The sequence below is a fragment of the Methanosarcina sp. WH1 genome (assembly GCF_000970005.1).
Classification (GTDB): domain Archaea; phylum Halobacteriota; class Methanosarcinia; order Methanosarcinales; family Methanosarcinaceae; genus Methanosarcina.
This window is the reverse complement of sequence record NZ_CP009504.1, coordinates 169,518-187,154: the sequence shown is the minus strand read 5'-3', so window position 1 is coordinate 187,154 and position 17,637 is coordinate 169,518. Positions and strand designations below refer to the sequence as shown.

At 42.3% G+C, this 17,637-nt stretch carries 17 protein-coding genes, 2 tRNA genes and 1 pseudogene; 14 read left to right on the top strand and 6 right to left on the bottom strand.

Features of this window, described 5'->3' with window-relative positions; all coding sequences use genetic code 11:
* Positions 1-143 precede the first annotated feature (143 nt).
* Positions 144-596 carry a type IV pilin N-terminal domain-containing protein gene (locus tag MSWH1_RS00845; RefSeq protein ID WP_048125252.1) on the top strand — a complete coding sequence of 151 codons (453 nt, stop codon included), beginning with the start codon at positions 144-146 and terminating at the stop codon, positions 594-596.
* Positions 597-804: 208 nt separating this feature from the next.
* Positions 805-1,737, top strand: coding sequence for a hypothetical protein (locus tag MSWH1_RS00840; protein ID WP_048125246.1), 933 nt, complete (start codon positions 805-807; stop codon positions 1,735-1,737).
* A gap of 652 nt (positions 1,738-2,389) precedes the next feature.
* Here MSWH1_RS00840 and MSWH1_RS00835 read toward each other — a convergent pair.
* Complete coding sequence (locus MSWH1_RS00835; protein ID WP_048130139.1) at positions 2,390-2,833, bottom strand: type IV pilin; 444 nt, start codon at positions 2,831-2,833, stop codon at positions 2,390-2,392.
* A 313-nt stretch (positions 2,834-3,146) separates the two neighbouring features.
* Between MSWH1_RS00835 and MSWH1_RS17285 the strand changes: the two genes are divergently transcribed.
* From MSWH1_RS17285 to fdhD, 3 genes and pseudogenes are all read left to right on the top strand, one after another.
* The gene (locus tag MSWH1_RS17285; protein WP_052723110.1) at positions 3,147-3,533 is read left to right on the top strand and encodes a type IV pilin N-terminal domain-containing protein; all 387 of its coding nucleotides are present in this window, start codon (positions 3,147-3,149) and stop codon (positions 3,531-3,533) included.
* A 106-nt stretch (positions 3,534-3,639) separates the two neighbouring features.
* Positions 3,640-3,977, top strand: a pseudogene (locus MSWH1_RS17715) (transposase); the annotation flags it as partial.
* 181 nt (positions 3,978-4,158) lie between these two features.
* Positions 4,159-4,926, top strand: a complete 768-nt coding sequence (gene fdhD / locus MSWH1_RS00825) for a formate dehydrogenase accessory sulfurtransferase FdhD (protein WP_231591858.1) — start codon at positions 4,159-4,161, stop codon at positions 4,924-4,926.
* Positions 4,927-4,987: 61 nt separating this feature from the next.
* On the opposite strand, the gene hisB is transcribed toward fdhD, so the two are convergent.
* The 3 genes from hisB to hisG all read right to left on the bottom strand — a co-directional run bounded on the left by hisB (position 4,988) and on the right by hisG (position 7,628).
* The gene (gene hisB / locus MSWH1_RS00820; protein WP_048125244.1) at positions 4,988-5,563 is read right to left on the bottom strand and encodes an imidazoleglycerol-phosphate dehydratase HisB; all 576 of its coding nucleotides are present in this window, start codon (positions 5,561-5,563) and stop codon (positions 4,988-4,990) included.
* A gap of 367 nt (positions 5,564-5,930) precedes the next feature.
* Positions 5,931-6,668 carry a 1-(5-phosphoribosyl)-5-[(5-phosphoribosylamino)methylideneamino]imidazole-4-carboxamide isomerase gene (gene hisA / locus MSWH1_RS00810; protein ID WP_048125240.1) on the bottom strand — a complete coding sequence of 246 codons (738 nt, stop codon included), beginning with the start codon at positions 6,666-6,668 and terminating at the stop codon, positions 5,931-5,933.
* Between the two features lie 90 nt (positions 6,669-6,758).
* The gene (gene hisG, locus MSWH1_RS00805) at positions 6,759-7,628 is read right to left on the bottom strand and encodes an ATP phosphoribosyltransferase (protein WP_048125235.1); all 870 of its coding nucleotides are present in this window, start codon (positions 7,626-7,628) and stop codon (positions 6,759-6,761) included.
* 871 nt (positions 7,629-8,499) lie between these two features.
* Between hisG and MSWH1_RS00800 the strand changes: the two genes are divergently transcribed.
* Positions 8,500-9,696: a methionine adenosyltransferase gene (locus MSWH1_RS00800; RefSeq protein WP_048125233.1), complete on the top strand. Its 1,197-nt coding sequence runs from the start codon at positions 8,500-8,502 to the stop codon at positions 9,694-9,696.
* A 210-nt stretch (positions 9,697-9,906) separates the two neighbouring features.
* On the opposite strand, the gene MSWH1_RS00795 is transcribed toward MSWH1_RS00800, so the two are convergent.
* Positions 9,907-10,245, bottom strand: a complete 339-nt coding sequence (locus tag MSWH1_RS00795; RefSeq protein WP_048125231.1) for a protease inhibitor I42 family protein — start codon at positions 10,243-10,245, stop codon at positions 9,907-9,909.
* A gap of 295 nt (positions 10,246-10,540) precedes the next feature.
* Between MSWH1_RS00795 and MSWH1_RS00790 the strand changes: the two genes are divergently transcribed.
* The 8 genes from MSWH1_RS00790 (at position 10,541) to MSWH1_RS00755 (ending at position 16,741) form a co-directional block, all read left to right on the top strand.
* A tRNA-Tyr gene (locus MSWH1_RS00790) sits at positions 10,541-10,654 on the top strand.
* 111 nt (positions 10,655-10,765) lie between these two features.
* A tRNA-Asp gene (locus MSWH1_RS00785) sits at positions 10,766-10,838 on the top strand.
* Between the two features lie 225 nt (positions 10,839-11,063).
* Positions 11,064-11,582, top strand: coding sequence for a hypothetical protein (locus tag MSWH1_RS00780; protein ID WP_231585525.1), 519 nt, complete (start codon positions 11,064-11,066; stop codon positions 11,580-11,582).
* A gap of 203 nt (positions 11,583-11,785) precedes the next feature.
* Positions 11,786-12,967, top strand: coding sequence for a Xaa-Pro peptidase family protein (locus MSWH1_RS00775; RefSeq protein ID WP_048125221.1), 1,182 nt, complete (start codon positions 11,786-11,788; stop codon positions 12,965-12,967).
* 202 nt (positions 12,968-13,169) lie between these two features.
* Positions 13,170-14,060 carry a type II methionyl aminopeptidase gene (gene map / locus MSWH1_RS00770; protein ID WP_048125219.1) on the top strand — a complete coding sequence of 297 codons (891 nt, stop codon included), beginning with the start codon at positions 13,170-13,172 and terminating at the stop codon, positions 14,058-14,060.
* A gap of 25 nt (positions 14,061-14,085) precedes the next feature.
* On the top strand, positions 14,086-14,958 hold the full coding sequence (locus MSWH1_RS00765) for a hypothetical protein (RefSeq protein WP_048125217.1): 873 nt from the start codon (positions 14,086-14,088) through the stop codon (positions 14,956-14,958).
* An 89-nt stretch (positions 14,959-15,047) separates the two neighbouring features.
* Positions 15,048-15,335: a YunC family protein gene (locus tag MSWH1_RS00760; RefSeq protein WP_048130136.1), complete on the top strand. Its 288-nt coding sequence runs from the start codon at positions 15,048-15,050 to the stop codon at positions 15,333-15,335.
* A 359-nt stretch (positions 15,336-15,694) separates the two neighbouring features.
* Positions 15,695-16,741, top strand: coding sequence for a TRM11 family methyltransferase (locus MSWH1_RS00755; RefSeq protein ID WP_048125215.1), 1,047 nt, complete (start codon positions 15,695-15,697; stop codon positions 16,739-16,741).
* Positions 16,742-16,824: 83 nt separating this feature from the next.
* On the opposite strand, the gene truA is transcribed toward MSWH1_RS00755, so the two are convergent.
* Complete coding sequence (gene truA, locus MSWH1_RS00750) at positions 16,825-17,634, bottom strand: tRNA pseudouridine(38-40) synthase TruA (RefSeq protein ID WP_048125213.1); 810 nt, start codon at positions 17,632-17,634, stop codon at positions 16,825-16,827.
* Between the last annotated feature and the right edge of the window lie 3 nt (positions 17,635-17,637).

The following is a 17,637-nucleotide window of genomic DNA, read 5'->3' as shown; positions in this document are numbered from 1 at the left end:
ATTTTGATGTAACAAAGAAGTGTGCTTATTAACTAATGAAAAAAGAAAAAACGCAATCTTTAGCCAACAACTCAACTTTGGAAAGAAAGCAATTATTGATAGTAAAAAAAACGTGAAAAAAAATATGAGATGGATGGATCTGTTTGCCAAAAGTAAAAAAACTCTTTAAAAATTACATTGCTGTTTCGGATGTCCTGGGGGAGATGCTCATGACGACAATAGCAGTCCTTATTCTCGGCGCAATTGCCGCATCCATCTTATCATACGGTGGACCGGCTGATGTTCCCCACACTCAGGTTAAAGGATGGATGGGTGCACCGACAGATACGATCTATCTGGAACACTGCGGAGGAGAGTTTATCGATACTGAATCTCTTGAAATAGCGGTAAACATCGATGGGAATCGACACACTTACTCTTCATCCCAGATATATGTGAATCTGGGAAACCGGAGCATATGGGAGCTGGGAGACAAAATAGAGATTAACACATTGGGAGAATGGGGAGTCAACATCAACGAAGAAGATGAAATAAATGTGTATCTTATCGATACCCCCTCAAAAGAAGTTATCCATAACTTGCAGCTGTCGCCCTGAGAAAAGCTCAGAAAAATGGTATGATGAGAGTCTTCCGAAACATGATTCAATCGAGGCTTATTAAAACCGACCTATCTGCCTGTATAAACAACACCAGGTGGCAATTTTCAAGACTGATGACTGCAGGAAATAGAAGTTCCGGAAATGACCTAAACGTAGCTACATGGCGTCGTATGTGAATTAAAAATAAACTGGAGAAGGGGAAAGAATGAAAAAAAGGGGTTTTGAAGCATTAAAAAAGTCCGAATCAGGGATAGCAGCTGCTATTGCCGCAGCCCTGCTGCTCGGAATTATAGTTGCCACTATGACGACAATCCAGGTCCACTATGTGCCCGTCTGGAAAGAGGATGCGGAATACGCCCACATGTCCGACGTCTGGCAGGACATGACCAGGTTCAAGTCTAACGTTGACATTCTGGCCGCAGGGGCCGAAATGAATCCGAATTCCAGGATAACCCTGAACAGTCCGATCCAGATGGGAGGAGCCGATTTGCCGTTCATAGGAGACATGAAAACAGGCGGGACCATTGCTATAAACAATGACATTTCAGGCATGTTGATAGTAGTGGATGATGATATGTTGGGATACGACAGCAATAAAACTCTAGATTATACCGGTTCGGTCTCATACTGCCCTACTAACACCCATTACGTGGACGAAACTTACTGCTACGAAAACGGGGCTCTCATCGTCGCCCGGAACGGCAGGTCCATGATGAAACTTTCCCCGGGAATTGTGCTTGAAAATGGAACCGGCATCTCCTCCGTAAACCTTTCAGTGCGAGCCGTGACCCTCGACGGAAAACGCAGAGTAATGGCCAGTAACAGCATAGAAGATATAATGCTGACTTCCCAGAACTTCATAAATCTCTATGACTCTGACGACTTATTTACTAATGGAAACAAAACTTTAAAAGCTAACGTCACCTCCGTGGACCTTACTGTCTACACAGAAAATACAGAAGCCTGGGAAGAGTATTTTGAAGATTCAGTCGACGAGAGTGGGATTCCCCTTCAGGAAGGCACAGATTACAACATAACCAACGATACTTACACTGTCAAATTTTCCCTTTCCCCGGAAAATAAAAGTATCAACTTTAAAGCATACAGTACTCTGATAAAAATAGAGACCGAGATTTAATTAAAAGCCCTGAATTTTCGTTTCAAAATCGTTCCTGTAGCTTTTCCCAATAAATTAAATTGCGTGAAGTCCGAAGCATACCTCACCCAAAAAAGACAGTCTAAAAATTACAAGATGGAACCTGCAGAAGTTCCTGAATCCCTTTTTTACTATTCCCGGCCTCTACAGGAAAACGGGAATCTCCACAAATAATACATTGTGTCCTCTAATTATATAGGAAGTTATATTCATAAGCTTATTCGGTTAAAAAAGAAAATTCAGGGCTTTTATAAAATCTCGGAAAGGTAGTTGTTGACAAAACAAACCAATGTCCTTAATAAGCAAACAATATATACAAAAATAGAGATTGTTCTTAACAATTTTATTCGTTTTTAGATTTAGTTCAACTCATTTAGTCCTTAGGAATGTTGAGTAAGTAATATTCATATTAATATAAAAAATCGAAGAAATTTAGAGAAGATAATGAGACAAATATTTATGAAGATTACTTCTCAATTTTTTTAACAAGATAGAAGAAGCTTTTAATAAACATTATATAAGTGTTATTCGACTTTTATTGGCACGCCGATATTTGAGGGCAACTTTGTTTTGAGATGAGGCGGCATCAATGAAAGAAAATGCGCCCAAATGGGCACAATTTTGAAAGTTATGTTTAAGTCCTCAGTTCTTTGTTACAGATGACCTGGTTAGACAATAAATCAACTATTTTCACATTATAGATGGAATTAAGTTCAATTACGTCAGTACCATTTATTCCGAGGGATTCAACGTCTCCAACGTTAAAGTAATCAGTTTGAATAGAAGTGGTATTTACACCAACTGTTGAGCCGTTTATATCATATAAACGGAGTTCTGCATTATCCCAATTGATAGAGTCGCCACCAAGATGTTCAATAGTTATATTCTCAGGGACACCACTCACATAATTAGAGAATTTTACATTGATGTTCGCCTGCGGTGCTGATTTTGCAGGTCCCTGGCCAAAGACAGATGAACCAATTGCTGCGGCGAGGATGACGGTGATTGCGACCATCAGCACGACACCGATTACCGGGGACACTGCCTTATCGTTCCTAAATATTTTTTTGCGATCCATATGATCTTCTCCCTCCTGAGTTAAAAACATCCGGACAGGACAACCTGTCTGAATTTTAACACTTGAAAACACATAATAACAATTAATACTTTTTACAACTCTCCTTAAAGATAGACTTCTTTTGTAGATAAATTTTTGCTGATACTTTACAAGATAATTAAGTAATTAAGGCAGTTCGTTTTTATAAATGTTTCCCGGGAATCCCAAAGAATAAAAACATTATATTCAGACAGTAAAATTAATACTCAATAAACAACAGTGCAAATAAGAATGTAGAGAACCGAATGTAATTTTATAGTAGGTGATTTTTATCATGGTGGGAAATAAAAAACTCAGGGAATTTACTAGAAAATTTACCAGGAAATTTACCAGAAAATTTACCAGGAAATTTACCAGAAAATTTACCAGGAAATTTACCAGGGAATGCCAGGCAGTCTCAGAGGTAATAGGGCAGGTGCTCATGATATCTATTGTCGTGCTGGCTTTTTATTCAATCGCGCTTACAGTATTTTCAGATGGGGGGGGGGCAATAAACCCCCCGTGTGTACCGCGTACCGACCTGCAGGAAAGTATTAACAGGTCAGAAGAAATAATGCAGATCTTCCACAGTGGAGGAGAAGCGATTGATCTTGAAGGCATCAAGATAATACTCAATGTTGGAGGGCAACACGCAGAATTCGAGATGGCTGGCCCTAATTAAAAAGTATATGATTCCAAAGATTTGACATATTTTTCCTCTAAGAGGCTATTTTAAAATTAAATAATCCTTATACCATCATTGTTCGTCAGAGTTAAAACGATCTCGAATACTTCCTTTTCCTGGCGATTTATCCGATCGAGAATTGCAACTAATTAAACCTCATTTTCCGAATCCAAGAACGAATCGAGGTAAAAAACGCGTTCATCCCTATCGAGAAACACTGAATACCATCTTCTATTTGTTACGTTCTGGTTGTGCCTGGCGAATGTTACTCCACGAATTTCCACCATGGAAAACTGTTTACATTATTTCCGCCTCTGGCGACTTAAAGAAATTTGGGAACATATCAACACTGTACTGAGAACTGAACTGAGAATTGCAAATGGAAGAAAACCAGAGTCATGTGCCGTTATTTTAGATTGTCAGTCCGTAAAATTCAGGGAATTCTACATATCAACTACCTCACAATGCGCTTAGACTAAGTATATGTCCCAAAATAGATTATGCATATTTTTCATAAAGATAATTTTCAATTGGTGGCAATGATTCTGAAAATTAAGGCATCCAATCGAAACCTGTGCATAATTTGTTCTGTGACGACTCCTAACGGAAAAGAAAAAGGCATATGGAGACTATATCTGCTTATACAGAAAAAGCGAGAAAACAGATCCATATGCCTGAGAGATACACCACACCTTACCCTGCCAGAAGAATCCATTCCGACGGCAGGGCCGAAGACACTAAAGTATTGCTTGCAAGGGAAGTCCCTGTTAAACTTTTTCTAGACGGGAAACCGTTTACGACCCTTTTTGCCTCCCCTTTTGAGCTAAAAGAGCTTGCAGTAGGGCACCTGATAACGGAAGGAATTATCAGTTACGGAGAGATTGCAGGGGTTGAGGTAGAAGGTAATGATGTCCATATCCTGACTCGAAAGGAAAGTCGAACCCCAAGGGATGAGGCAGCCAGGACACAAATTTTCGTAGATTCGGATGCTGTGTTCAATCCAGAAGCCCTTTTTACAGGCACGGATCATCTCGAATCCGAGACTTACAAGCTCACAAGGGGGACACATCTTGCAGCCCTTATAAACAGAAAAGGAAAACTCACAGCACATATTGTCGATATTGGCAGGCACAACGCCGTGGATAAGGTAGTAGGAACGGCATTCCTAAAGGGGCTCGACATTTCACAACACTACATGCTTTCCACCGGTAGGCAGCCTGCCTACATGGTCACAAAAGCAGCTCGGGCAGGAATTTCCCTTGTTGCCACCAAAGCCATGCCCTTTGACTCCGGAGTTGAAGCTGCAAAAAAAGCGAACATATGCCTTGTGGGGCAACTCAGGTCAGAAGCAATGCTGGTATTTGCGAATGAATGGCGGGTCCGGATTTAAGCGCGTCATTTCTCAAAATAAAAGGAACCTTCGGAGTTTAAAAAATTAGAATGGGAATTATTCACAGTGTCCCTTTCGTGCTTTTTACTTCTTTGCCTTCAATTTTTACAGCCCTTTTCATCGCATATGCAAAAGCCTTGAAGAGAGCTTCGATTTTGTGGTGGTCGTTCTCCCCGTAGACACTGGCGTGTATGGTAATTTTCGCATTTGAGGCAAGGGTCTCGAAGAAGTGCTTCACCAGCTGGGTACTGAACTGCCCTACCTGTGAGGCAACAAAATCGGCTTTCAGGACTAGATAACTGCGCCCACCTACATCCAGGGCAACTTCTGCGAGAGCTTCGTCCATTGGGATTCGAGCTTCCCCGAAACGGGCGATTCCTGCCATGTCTCCAAGAGCTTCGGCAAGAGCCTTTCCAAGGACTATCCCGACGTCTTCTACCAGATGGTGCTCGTCCACATAAAGATCGCCTTCGGCACGCACTTTAAGGTCAAACTCGGCATGCCTTGCAAAAGAAGTAAGCATATGATCAAAAAATCCAATCCCTGTACTGACATCTGCAATTCCCTCACCATCAAGGGAAAGCTCAAGCTGGATATCAGTTTCCTTTGTCTTACGGGAGATTTTGCTTGTTCTCATACAGCATCACATTCCCTTTTAAAATAATTAAATACTTTGTATCTAGCTGCGTACCTATTCCTTGATTATCAATTCCTTGATTATCAATTCCTTGATTATCAATTCCTTGATTATCAATTCCTTGATTACCAATTCCTTGATTATCTATTCATTGATTACCAATTCCTTGATTATCTATTCATTGATTACCAATTCCTTGATTACCAATTCCTTGATTACCAATTCCTTGATTATCTATTCATTGATTATCTATTCATTGATTATCTATTCATTGATTATCTTTTCCTGATATTCAGTTTGTCCCGGAAAAATTAAGGAAATGGGTTGATGAATAAGGGCTCTTGAGAAGTGAAAACAAGCAGCCCAATCAGTCTCCGAGGGAGGCCTCAATTGCCTCTTCAAAGGTAAACCTGCCTGTGTAAAGGGCACTGCCTACCACAACACCTGCAGCCCCGGTTTTCTTCAAGACCTTAAGGTCTTCAAGGGAACTTACCCCCCCGGATGCAATTACAGGGATGCTGACAGATTCCACGAGTTCCCTTGTAGGAACAGGGTTTACTCCCTGCATCAAACCTTCGGAATCGATATTCGTGAAAAGAAGACTTCCAGCTCCAAGCTCTTCAAACTTCCTACCCATTTCAACAGGAGTTTGCGCGCACTCCTCAGTCCAGCCTTTGATTGAGATTTTCCCATTCTTTGCATCCAGCGCAACGTTTACACATGAGTTTCCAAAGACACTGGAAAGCTGTTTTACAAGTTCGGGATTCTGGAGGGCAGCGGTTCCGAGAATTACCCTTGAAACCCCAAGCTCAAGAAGAGAAGCTGCGTCTTCAAAGCTACGAATTCCTCCCCCAACCTGGATACTTACACCTTTCTCTCTGCAGGTCCGGACTATCTTTTCAATAATGGGGGCGTTTTTTCGTTCCCCTTCAATTGCTCCGTCAAGGTCTACCAGATGAAGGGTCTTTGCCCCTTTTCCGACCCAGTCAAGGGCAACTGCAAGAGGGTCATCAAGAGATACGATCTCACTGCCAGGCACGCCCTGCACCAGCTGAACACATTTTCCCTCTCTCATATCCACTGCAGGAATCACTTCAAAAACCATAGAAAACCACATCTCCGGCATATTTGCAAGAAAACCATCTTCTGTTTCTGATCTGTTTTAAGCCTTCACTATTTCCAGGTATTTTTCCTTTCAGGGCATGATCCTTTCGATCGGGACGACAAGTATATCCCTTGCACCGACCTTCCTGAGCTTGTTTACCATGGTAAAGATCAGGTCTGCATCCACAACGGAATGGACAGCAAGGAATGATTCTTCAGACGACCTGCTGGACTCAACTTTCATTACCGTCGGACCTGACATTCCCGGAAGGACCTCTTTTACTGCTTGGAGGGAAGCTTCGGGAACGTTCATCATCAAATAACGTTTTTTCTTTGCATTAAGCACACTTTCGAGTGCAGTTTTTATATCCAGAATTTTGTCCTTTTCCCTGAGGCTTTTTTTGTTAGCAATCAGATGGACAGTGGAAGAAAAGACTGTGTCGATAGCTTTCAGGTGGTTTATCAGGAGAGTTGTCCCGGAGCTTGAAATATCCACAATGGCGTCCGCAATTCCCACATGTGGAGTCATTTCACAAGCTCCGCTGACCTTTATAACTTCAACATTAACTCCAAGGTTTTGGAAGTACTTGCGCGTGATCTCTGGAAACTCGGTTGCCACTTTTTTGCCTTCAAGATCCCGGGCACTCTGGAAAACAGAGTCCTCAGGGACAGCCAGAACAAGGTTCGCTTTCCCGAATTTAAGGTCCAGAAGAGCCTCAACATTTGCCTCCCTTTCCGTAATCAAGTCAATTCCTGTAATACCTACATCTGCAGCTCCGTCCTGTACATACTCAGGTATATCGGCAGCCCTGGCAAAGAGAATATGGATATCAGGGTCTGCAGTTTTTGCAAAGAGTATTCGGCTTTCGGCTCCTCCGCTAATGGGAAGCCCTGCATCTTTAAAAAGAGACATTGTGGGTTCGTGAAGGCGTCCTTTATTGGGTATTGCAATGCGAATCATCTGCTCTGTCCTCTAATAAGTCTGGTAAGTGATTTAAGTGATTTAAGTGATTTAAGTGATCTCTGATAAGTGATTTAAGTGATCTGAGTGATCTCTGATAAGTGATTTAAGTGATCTGAGTGATCTCTGATAAGTGATTTAAGTGATCTGAGTGATCTCTGATAAGTGATTTAAGTGATCTGAATGATCTAAGCTGATAAGTAATTTAAGTGATCTGAGTGATCTAAGCTGATAAGTAATTTAAGTGATCTGAGTGATCTAAGCTGATAAGTGATTTAAGTGATCTGCCGGGAAGCTTATCTCCGGTATGTTTATTCCGTATAAAACATTTATCCACAATACTCTTGTATAATATAGACTTCACGGTGAAGCTCGTTGTGAACTTTTTTCCAGAAACCCGTTGTTAAGGATGATTCTGTTTATATTACGGTAAATTTTTACACAAAGGGCTCGTTACGAAATAACTTGGGTAAAGCATAATTATTTTGGGATTTAATCGAGGGGTTTGCTTGTGAAAATGGTTGAGTACAGTCTAAAAAGTTGCCGATGTTATTTCGCAGTGGGTCCAAAGGGAATAGACTGATTTTTTGATGCTTAAGCCGAAAGACAGCTTCATCAAGAATTATTACCTACAGTAATGAATACATGAGAATCATTATATATCTGTAGTAATTAAATAGAAACAGACGAACGAGTCATATAAATAGTATTATAAAAATAATGATATAAATGTTGGGATGACATAAGTATTTAATTTAGAGTTAGCGCTAAGTAAATATGTTGATTACGTCAACGGACTAAAGATTAATAAAGCGGTAATATTAACATCTAGCAATAAAAGTATCAATAATTTTGAAAAAAGAGGATCCAAATGGCCCGAAATATAAAAGTTGAAGAGCTCTTGCAAACCCCCATCGAAAAGCAGCGGATAGAGCTTGTAGAGCGCAAAGGAATAGGGCACCCTGACAGCATATCGGACGGACTTGCCGAAGCCGTAAGCCGAGCGCTATGCAGGGAATATATAACCAAATGTGGAACTGTACTTCACCACAACACTGATGAAACCCAGATAGTAGCCGGAAGATCCAGTCCGAAATTCGGAGGAGGAGAGGTACTGCAGCCCATATATATGCTACTGGTAGGCAGAGCCACTAAAGAATTCGAAGGCGCCGAGCTTGCCACAGAGTCCGTAGCCCTCCAGGCTGCCCGCAAGTACCTGAGAAATACCATGGTGAACATGGATCTTGAAAGAGACGTGATCATGGACTGCAAGCTCGGGACAGGGTCTTCAGACCTCAGAGATGTCTTCAAGAGAGATAGAGTGCCAGTCGCAAATGACACCTCTTTCGGAGTTGGGCATGCCCCATTTTCGGAACTTGAAAATATCGTATACAATACCGAGAGGCAGCTCCTTACTGATATGAAGTCCCGCATGCCCGCAATAGGAGAAGACATGAAAGTTATGGGACTCAGGGATGGGGAAGATATAACCCTTACTATATGCAGCGGCATGATAGGGCGGTATATCGACGACCTGGACAGCTACATAAACATGACTCAGGAAATGAAGACCTATGTGGAAGAGCTTGCAACTCGCTATACTGAGCGGGACGTGAAAGTCCAGATTAACACAGGCGATAACCTGAAAACGAGCTGTGTCTTCCTTACAGTCACCGGAACATCAGCTGAAATGGGAGATGATGGTTCAGTAGGACGCGGAAACCGCTGCAATGGGTTGATCACACCCAACAGGCCTATGAGCATGGAGGCAACCAGTGGAAAGAACCCGATTAACCATATTGGAAAAATCTACAACCTCCTCTCGACACAGATGGCACGGGATATTGTAAAGCAGGTTCCGGACTTACAGGACGTTAATATCAGACTGCTTTCCCAGATAGGAAAGCCCATTGACCAGCCACTTGTGGCAAGCGCTCAGATCATTCCGAAAGAAGGCACCTCCTTTGCAAAGGTAAAGTCAGAAGCTGAAGTTGTAATTGACGACTGGCTTGCCAATGTGACAAAAATCACGGAAATGGTTATCAAAGGAGAACTGAGCACCTTTTAATAAAACCAAAAATATCTGAAGCAAGAAAATATCGAGGGGAACCTTCGGGTTCTTTTCACATATTTTTTACTGCACCTTTCAGGTATTTGCCGAACTCAAGAATTAATAATTCTCAGCTGGAAAGAAGACATTTTCAACTATTAGATGCAGGTTTTCACTTCCCTTGGGGAGCCTCAGAAAAATAAAAATATTTTAATTCAAGGAGATTTTTTAGATAACCTTAACAGTTAGTTTGAACTTCTCCTCGCCTCCAAAGCGGAAAATAGTATAATTACCTTCGATTACCCAGATGCCTGGTTTTACAGCCTCGTATTCCCATTCGTGAATCCCCGGAAGAGTCTTTGTATCCGGGACATCCGGAGTAAACTGTTCCCGGAGCAGTTTGAGACCTTCTTCTGCCTCCATTTTCCATACCGTTTCGGCAACAGAATCTTCCTTACTGTACAGGTGCTCTCCAGGTTGGTCCCTGAGTTTAATCACAAAAGTGTTTCCAAGGTTGATGCTGACCGTATCGGAATTATTGGCGTTTGTAAAGATTTGGGCGACCATATTCCTTACTCCTTCGGTATTTAAAAGTACATTGTATTGTGAGGTATTTTAAGATATATTATATTGTAAAGGTATTTTAAGATATATTGTATTGTAAAATCTGTTCATTTTCTTACTGTAATTATGCATTATGTCCTCCGTAATATACAAAAGTATTTTTGACAAATATGAAAAATGTTATAAATGTCAGCCATAATCTCCCACACCTAGCGAAAACAATAAATACCATCACCATATATGGAGATGGTGCACTGAGGCAGTGTAGCCCTGTGCAGCACTGGATCAGCATCATCGTCCCGCCTTAACTCAGTGGTAGAGTGCGCGGCTGTAGTTCGGCTCGTGCGGGAAATGTCCCGTACATCTCTGCGCAGGCACCGCGATGTCCCCGGTTCGAGTCTGGGAGGCGGGACCTGGAATTTAATCCAGAATCGGAACCAGTCAACGGGAACATTTATATACCAGAGAGACATTTAAGGTTTGCTCGCAGCGCGGGCAAAACAGCAACTAAAAAGACCGAAGTGTCCGGATAGTGTAGAGGCCTATCATGGAGCCCTGTCGAGGCTCCGACTCGGGTTCGAATCCCGGTCCGGGCGTTTCTTTTTTTTCGATTTGGCAACTGTATAAATATTATTATACACAGGTTTCTTGAGCCTGTTTTTATCTAATTTAAAATTTTTGTCAGTGCTATCCAACCCTTATTTAAACCAACCTACGTTTTTAAAAAAAAGGAATAAAGTTGAAGCAGGAGGTTAAAAAATGGGGATTGAGTCCAATACTCCGGATTGCTCCGAAGCAAAAGCCGATAGATTTAGCGAGCTATGCAAGAAGATGGAGAGTACCAGAAAAAAATGGAAGAGGAAACTCTCATTTTTATCAAAACCTCCAAAAGTTTCGCCCTGAAATGGATTAACAGGGAACTGGAAGTAAACACGCCTTCTCTGAAAAACGAAGGTTATTCCGAAAATTCAGAAACCGACAAAAATAAGTTGAATGAACTATCGCGCCTGAAGGAAATGAATTTCAGGGTCCCTCTTATTGTCGAAGAGAACCTCAACCTGGATGAGTACTGGGTTCACAGGAGTCCGCTGTTTCAGACAGACACTTCTCGCGATTACCTTGAGTTTAAAAAAGATAGGATAAAGAGGAAACTGACATCAAGCATTCGAATAATTCTGGGCTGCGCGGCAAAAGTTTTCACTGACCTGAAAAATGAAGATTTGGAAGACAGAATATGGGTTAAAGAGCAGGGAAGAAGAAAATATGTATGCATTCTCAGGTTTTCGGACGAGGTGACAGCTTCTCTTGACCTCTATTTCACGATGTTTGAGGAGCTTTAAATTCTTGGAAACAAAATAAAGGAGATAAAAAAGAAAAACAAAGAAAAAGGAAAATAAAAAAGGAAAAAAGAAAATGAGAAGAGAAGGGGAAAAAGAAAAGAGAAGATGAAAAAGGAAGAAATACCCCGGATCAGGATCCATATACAGACCTGCCTGCAAGCCGACGATAACAACTTTATCTACAAACATCAGAATTACCTTGCATGAAAGAGACAGATTTCAGTACAAAAAAGGTCCTTGAGGAAGCAGGAACAGACGCCTATCTGATGACAGGGAATATTCACAGTGCCGATATTTACTATGTAACCCGCTTCCTGGCATCGGACGAGTTCGTTTACCTGCAGACCAAAAGCGGGAAAGAAGTTATTTTCATTTCGGAAATGGAGCGCGGGAGGGCTGAAATCGAGTCAAGAATTTCAAATATAAAAACCACTCAGGACTTTGGCTACCGCGAAAAAATCAAGGAAAAAAAGGATGTATCCATTGCCTATGCAGCCTGCATATCCGAGCTTCTCCTTGAAGAAAAAGTAAAAAAAATTGCAGTTGCCTACGATTTTCCTGTTTTTTACTCAAACTATCTTACAGAAGCAGGTTTTACCGTAGTGCCTGTAAAAAGCCCTTTCAGAAAAATGAGGAGCGTGAAGGGACCCGAAGAAATTGAAGCCATAAGGTATGCCCAGATGGCTGGAGAAAAGGCTATGATGGCAGCAATTTCTCTGATAGCAGGAGCAGAAGACAGGGACGGTATTCTCTATTTTAAAGGGCAGGTACTTACCGGAGCTAAAGTGAATTCGGCCATTGACCATACTCTGCTGGATTTTGGATGCGAAGCCGAAGAGACAATTGTCTCCTGCGGGGAGGATACTGCAAACCCCCACGGAACTACCGAAGGGCCTCTCAGGGCAAATGCTCCGATCATCCTGGACATATTCCCGAGGAGTAAAAAGAAGCGCTATTTTGCAGATATGACGAGGACCGTGATCAGAGGCGAGGCTTCGGAAAAACTAAAGGCAATGTATGAAACTGTATTTGCAGCCCAACAAAAAGCTCTGGAAATGGTTAAACCTGGAGTCTCAACCGCTGAAATACACAGTGCAGTCTGTGACCTGTTTGAGGTACGAGGCTACCACACTTACAGAAGCGGAGCAACAGCCGGATTCACACACTCTACAGGCCACGGGGTCGGGCTTGACATCCATGAACTTCCCGGCGTAGGAGAAAACGGCGTGCTTCTGGAGGCAGGTAATGTGATAACGATCGAGCCCGGACTATATTATCCGGGAATTGGGGGAATCCGGCTTGAAGATATGGTGCTGGTTACTGAAACAGGGTGTAAAAACCTTACAGGATTAGAGAAAAACTTTGTATTAAAATCATTTATATAAATTATACAACCATATAAATTATGCAACCATATAAATTATACAACCATATAAATTATACAACCAGATTGTACTCTTAATTTGCCTTAATTCACCTTAATTTGCCTTTTATAACCCTTAATTACATGAAATAAGCATAAATACAGCAGGAATCTACCATAATAAGAGTTTATAATTATGAGAAATCATCCAGTTTGAGGTTAACATGACAGATAATGTATACAACAGAGAAGATATCCTTGAAAAATACAGAGAAGCAGGCAGGATTTTGAAGATTGTCAGAACTGAAGCCGCAGATATGGTGAAAGTCGGAAACAGCCTGCTTGAAGTTGCTGAATTTGTGGAAAAGAAAACCATAGAACTTGGAGGTAGGCCTGCCTTCCCCTGCAATATCTCAAGAAACCAGGAAGCTGCCCACGCGACTCCCAAAGTAGGGGATAAGGATGTCTTTGGAAAAGATATAGTGAAGCTGGACCTCGGAGTCCACGTAGACGGATACATAGCAGACTCAGCAGTAACTGTGGACCTTTCAGGCAATTCCGACCTTGTAAAAGCCTCTGAGGAAGCTCTTGCAGCAGCCATTGACCTCATGAAACCGGGAGTCAGCACAGGAGAGGTAGGAGCTGCAATAGAGGAGACGATCCGCAGCTACGGCTTAAATCCTATTATGAATCTCACAGGCCACGGGCTTTCTCAGTATGAGGCCCACGACAACCCTGCAGTGCCTAACAAACATGTAGAAGGGGGAGTTGTCCTGAAGGAAGGAGATGTGCTTGCAATTGAACCCTTTGCAACTAACGGAACGGGCCTTGTACATGACGGCAGCTGGGCAGAGATTTACAGTGTTATACAGAAAAAGCCTGTACGTCTGCCAGCAATCAGAAACGTCCTGAAACAGGCAGAGGATTACAGGGGACTTCCCTTTGCAAAGCGTTGGCTCAATTCAGACAAACTTGATTTTTCATTAATCCAGCTTGAAAAAGCCAGAATTATCCACTCTTATCCTGTGCTTATTGAAAGTGCCGGGGGACTTGTATCCCAGGCAGAACATACGTTAATAATAACCCGGGATGGATGTGAAGTCACAACAAAATAAGCCCTGAAAAAAAACGGAAAAATGAATGTCAGATAAAGGACGAATAAAAGAGTTGAAAAACTTGAAAATATATTCCCTCCTTTCAGCCAGCCTTTTACTGGCCACTTTCTTCATTCCTGCCCTTCTTGCAGAACCCTGCTCTGCTGCCTTTATCCTTGGCAACCATATCACAGTGGAAAAAGCCGGGATGACGTGGAATTACGACGAGAAAATTACGGATAACGAAGCTATTTTTTACAGGAATCTCATAGACAGAGAAACAGGCAACAATGACAATTTTGTTAATGCCTGGGAAATCCTGAAAATGGAGGTTTTTTTAGAGGACAAAATGGAGAAAGCTATAGAAGAAGAACCTAATGTAAGGCTCAACTCAACGTCAGATACTGTTGAATTAAGGGACGTTGAATTCTGGATCTCGAAAGATGCCCTCGGAAGAACTGAAAAAAACTCGTCAATTACAAACCGCGCCAGTGTGACCTATGGGTTCAAAAAAGAAGCAGGTCCCAGAACAGAGATATGGCTGATGAACACTCCGAATTCAAGTGTTACAATTACTCTTCCGCAGGGTCTTGATGCAGAATTAACGGAAGGACTCGACAACAAAAGCCTCGGGTTTGAAAATAACCGTACCTTACTGAGGGGGAATTTCGGCCCTGAAAAAAACATTACTTTATGGCTTTCAGAAAATGAAAGCTTTAAAACCGAACCGCTGGATATGGAAATAAATAGGGATAAGAGTGCCAAGAATAAGAGTGTTGAGAATAAGAGTATGGAGAAAAAGAGCAGGACAGGGGTAAACAGGAACCTGAATTCTGGAGGAAAGGCTGAAATAAGTCAAATCACTGAGTTTTTCAAAGATGTCTTCAAAAAAATTAATCGAAACCTGAACGGAACCTGAAAGGAGCCTGAACGGAACCTGAACGGAACCTGAAAGGAGCCTGAAAGGAGCCCAAAAGTTAATCTGGCTTGAAGCTTATTCAGAAAAACATGCTCATTGAACAGATCCCGCTTGAAAACGGATGCGCACTTGGCCTCCGATTTGAGATGCAGAAGTATCCTCTGCTGGTTATAAGGGCAGAGAAGGGTTTTCTGATGTGTGGCTATCTTAATATCAGCGCCGCTGAGGCACTCGGGGATACGGCAGCAAAAGTGAAGGGTGTGCAGAATTTCGAAGATATGCTCAAAACCACTGTTGTTGAGGTAACAAAGTTTGCCGGAGAGCTTGGAATTGAGATTGGAATGACTGGCAGGGAAGCCATGGAAAAAATGTGTTGAAGGATAGGATCTACTTCACAGACAACGTCTTAAATGTATTTCTTACACTCGGACCTATCATACAATGAACTCTTGCAGGCTGTCTCCTGTTCAGGCAACTTTTTTCTTACATGTAAAAACCTGTTTTGAGCTCAAAATTCTGCACAGGACCCAAAGCAACCCACTGGTATATACACGAATAAAAAAACACAAATAAAAAATAGACTTAAATTAAAACACAGGCTCAACACACTTTTAAATATATGATATTTTATATTTTGTCCCCTGACCTGTAAGAATTATTTTGAATCGCGTCGATCCATTTTGACCTGTCTAGAGATCATTTTGAACTATATTAATCAACTTATTTCTGATCATCAATGTTATACGCTTTTGAACTTTCTGGAGAACACGAAGAACTGCCAGCTGCCGAAGTCCTTGCCTGCCTCAAAATTGAGGGGCTTGATTTCCGTCCCTATGCAAGAATCGACCAGTGCCTTGTAGTGGATATCGCAGGCAGAGAAGAGGATATTGAAAGAACCCTCACCGACCCTGTAACTGAAAGGCTGGCAATGACTCACCATATACTAAAAGTTGTAGGGATTACCAAAAACAACCCTGATGCTGTCCTGAAACTTGCAGAAGCCTTTGAACCTGCAGGATATATCAGGGACGGGAAAAGTTTTGTTGTCAGGGCAAAGAGGATCAAACACCATGTTAACTTTCCGTGCGAGTACCTGGAGCAGAAAATTGGAGGATTCATCTACAGGAAAGGGTTCAGGGCAAACCTGAAGAGCCCTGATGTGGAATTTCGGCTCATACTGAGTGAAAAAGCTGTACTTGGGACTCTCCTATCCTCGGTTGACAGGAGCGCATATGAAGCCAGAAATCCCCAGAACAAGCCTTTTTTCCACCCTGGCGTACTTATGCCAAGAGTTGCCCGCGCCATTACAAACCTTTCCGGGATAAAGCCGGGAGAGCTTTTTCTGGACCCTTTCTGCGGCACCGCAGGCATACTTGTAGAAGCCGGACTTATGGGTGCAAGGGTCATAGGAATCGATGCCCAGGAAAAACTTGTCCTCGGGGCTCACATGAACCTTGAAGCCTATGAACTGGACTACATCCTGATGGAAGGGGATGCCTGCAGGATTCCGCTAAAGGATTCTACAATCGATGCAGTCGTCACTGACCCGCCCTACGGAAGATCGGCTGCAATCCTTGCCGGGTCCTTAGAAGAGTTATATTCCAGCGCCCTTGAAGAAATCCACCGTGTCTTAAAACCCGGAGGTATTGCAGTTGTTGTCTCGGATAAGACAGCATTCGAGTACGGGGAGAAGGCAGGACTTAAGGTTCTTGAGATTTATGTACAAAGAGTGCACAGAAGTCTCACACGGATAATAACTATTTTTCAGAAAGATATGGAGTAGAATTTACCGGAGAACTGAAAGAGTAAAGAACAGTAAGAGTAGAAACTTTAGGAAAGATAGCTTTTCATCTTTAAAGATATTTCTCACTCATGGGAGATCAGTTCTTCCAGCACCTCAGCCATTACCCTGTGCCTGAGAATACGTTTGTGGTTCTGCTCACCTGCCCGCTTGATTGAATAATTGTCTTCAATCCATTCTATATTTTCTCCATAGTTTACTCCCATAAGAGTTAATCCATAGGGAGGAGCCGGTTCAATTCCTTCTTCATAAATCTCGGGGTTTAGCATCTGGAGCAACCAATCATTGTCACGCACCCCTTTTCCGATCATTGAGAGGGCGGTCACTATTTTTCTTACCATGTTCCAAAGAAAACTATTGCCAACGACATCAATCTTTGTAATTTCCCCGTCTACACGAACATTGATCCTCTCCAGAGTACGAACAGTACTTTTTTCTCCGTTTGACCTGGAAAAATTTTCAAAATCATGGGTTCCAAGCAGCAGTTTTGAAGCTTCTCTCATCTTTGAAATGTCGTAATCTCCGCCGCTCATCACATAGCGGTAGTGCCTGGAAACTGCGCTCCTCCTGGCATCAAAGTCGAAAGGGACTTCAGAATGGGCCCATGCCCATATGGAGGGAGGAAGTTCGGAGTTGATAACTCTGGGAATTGCCAGGTTCGGTTTGTCTGTATCAAAAGCTACAACCTGTCCGAGGGCATGAACCCCTGCATCAGTCCTACCCGCACAGTTATAGTTAGCAGATTTGGGGCTTTCTATAATCCTGAGATTCCGAAGAGCCTTGAAGAGTTCTTTCTCCACGGTCTCGACATTCGGTTGAATCTGGGATCCATGAAACTCGGTGCCTATGTATGCAAGTTTTAAAGCGACTCTCATCCA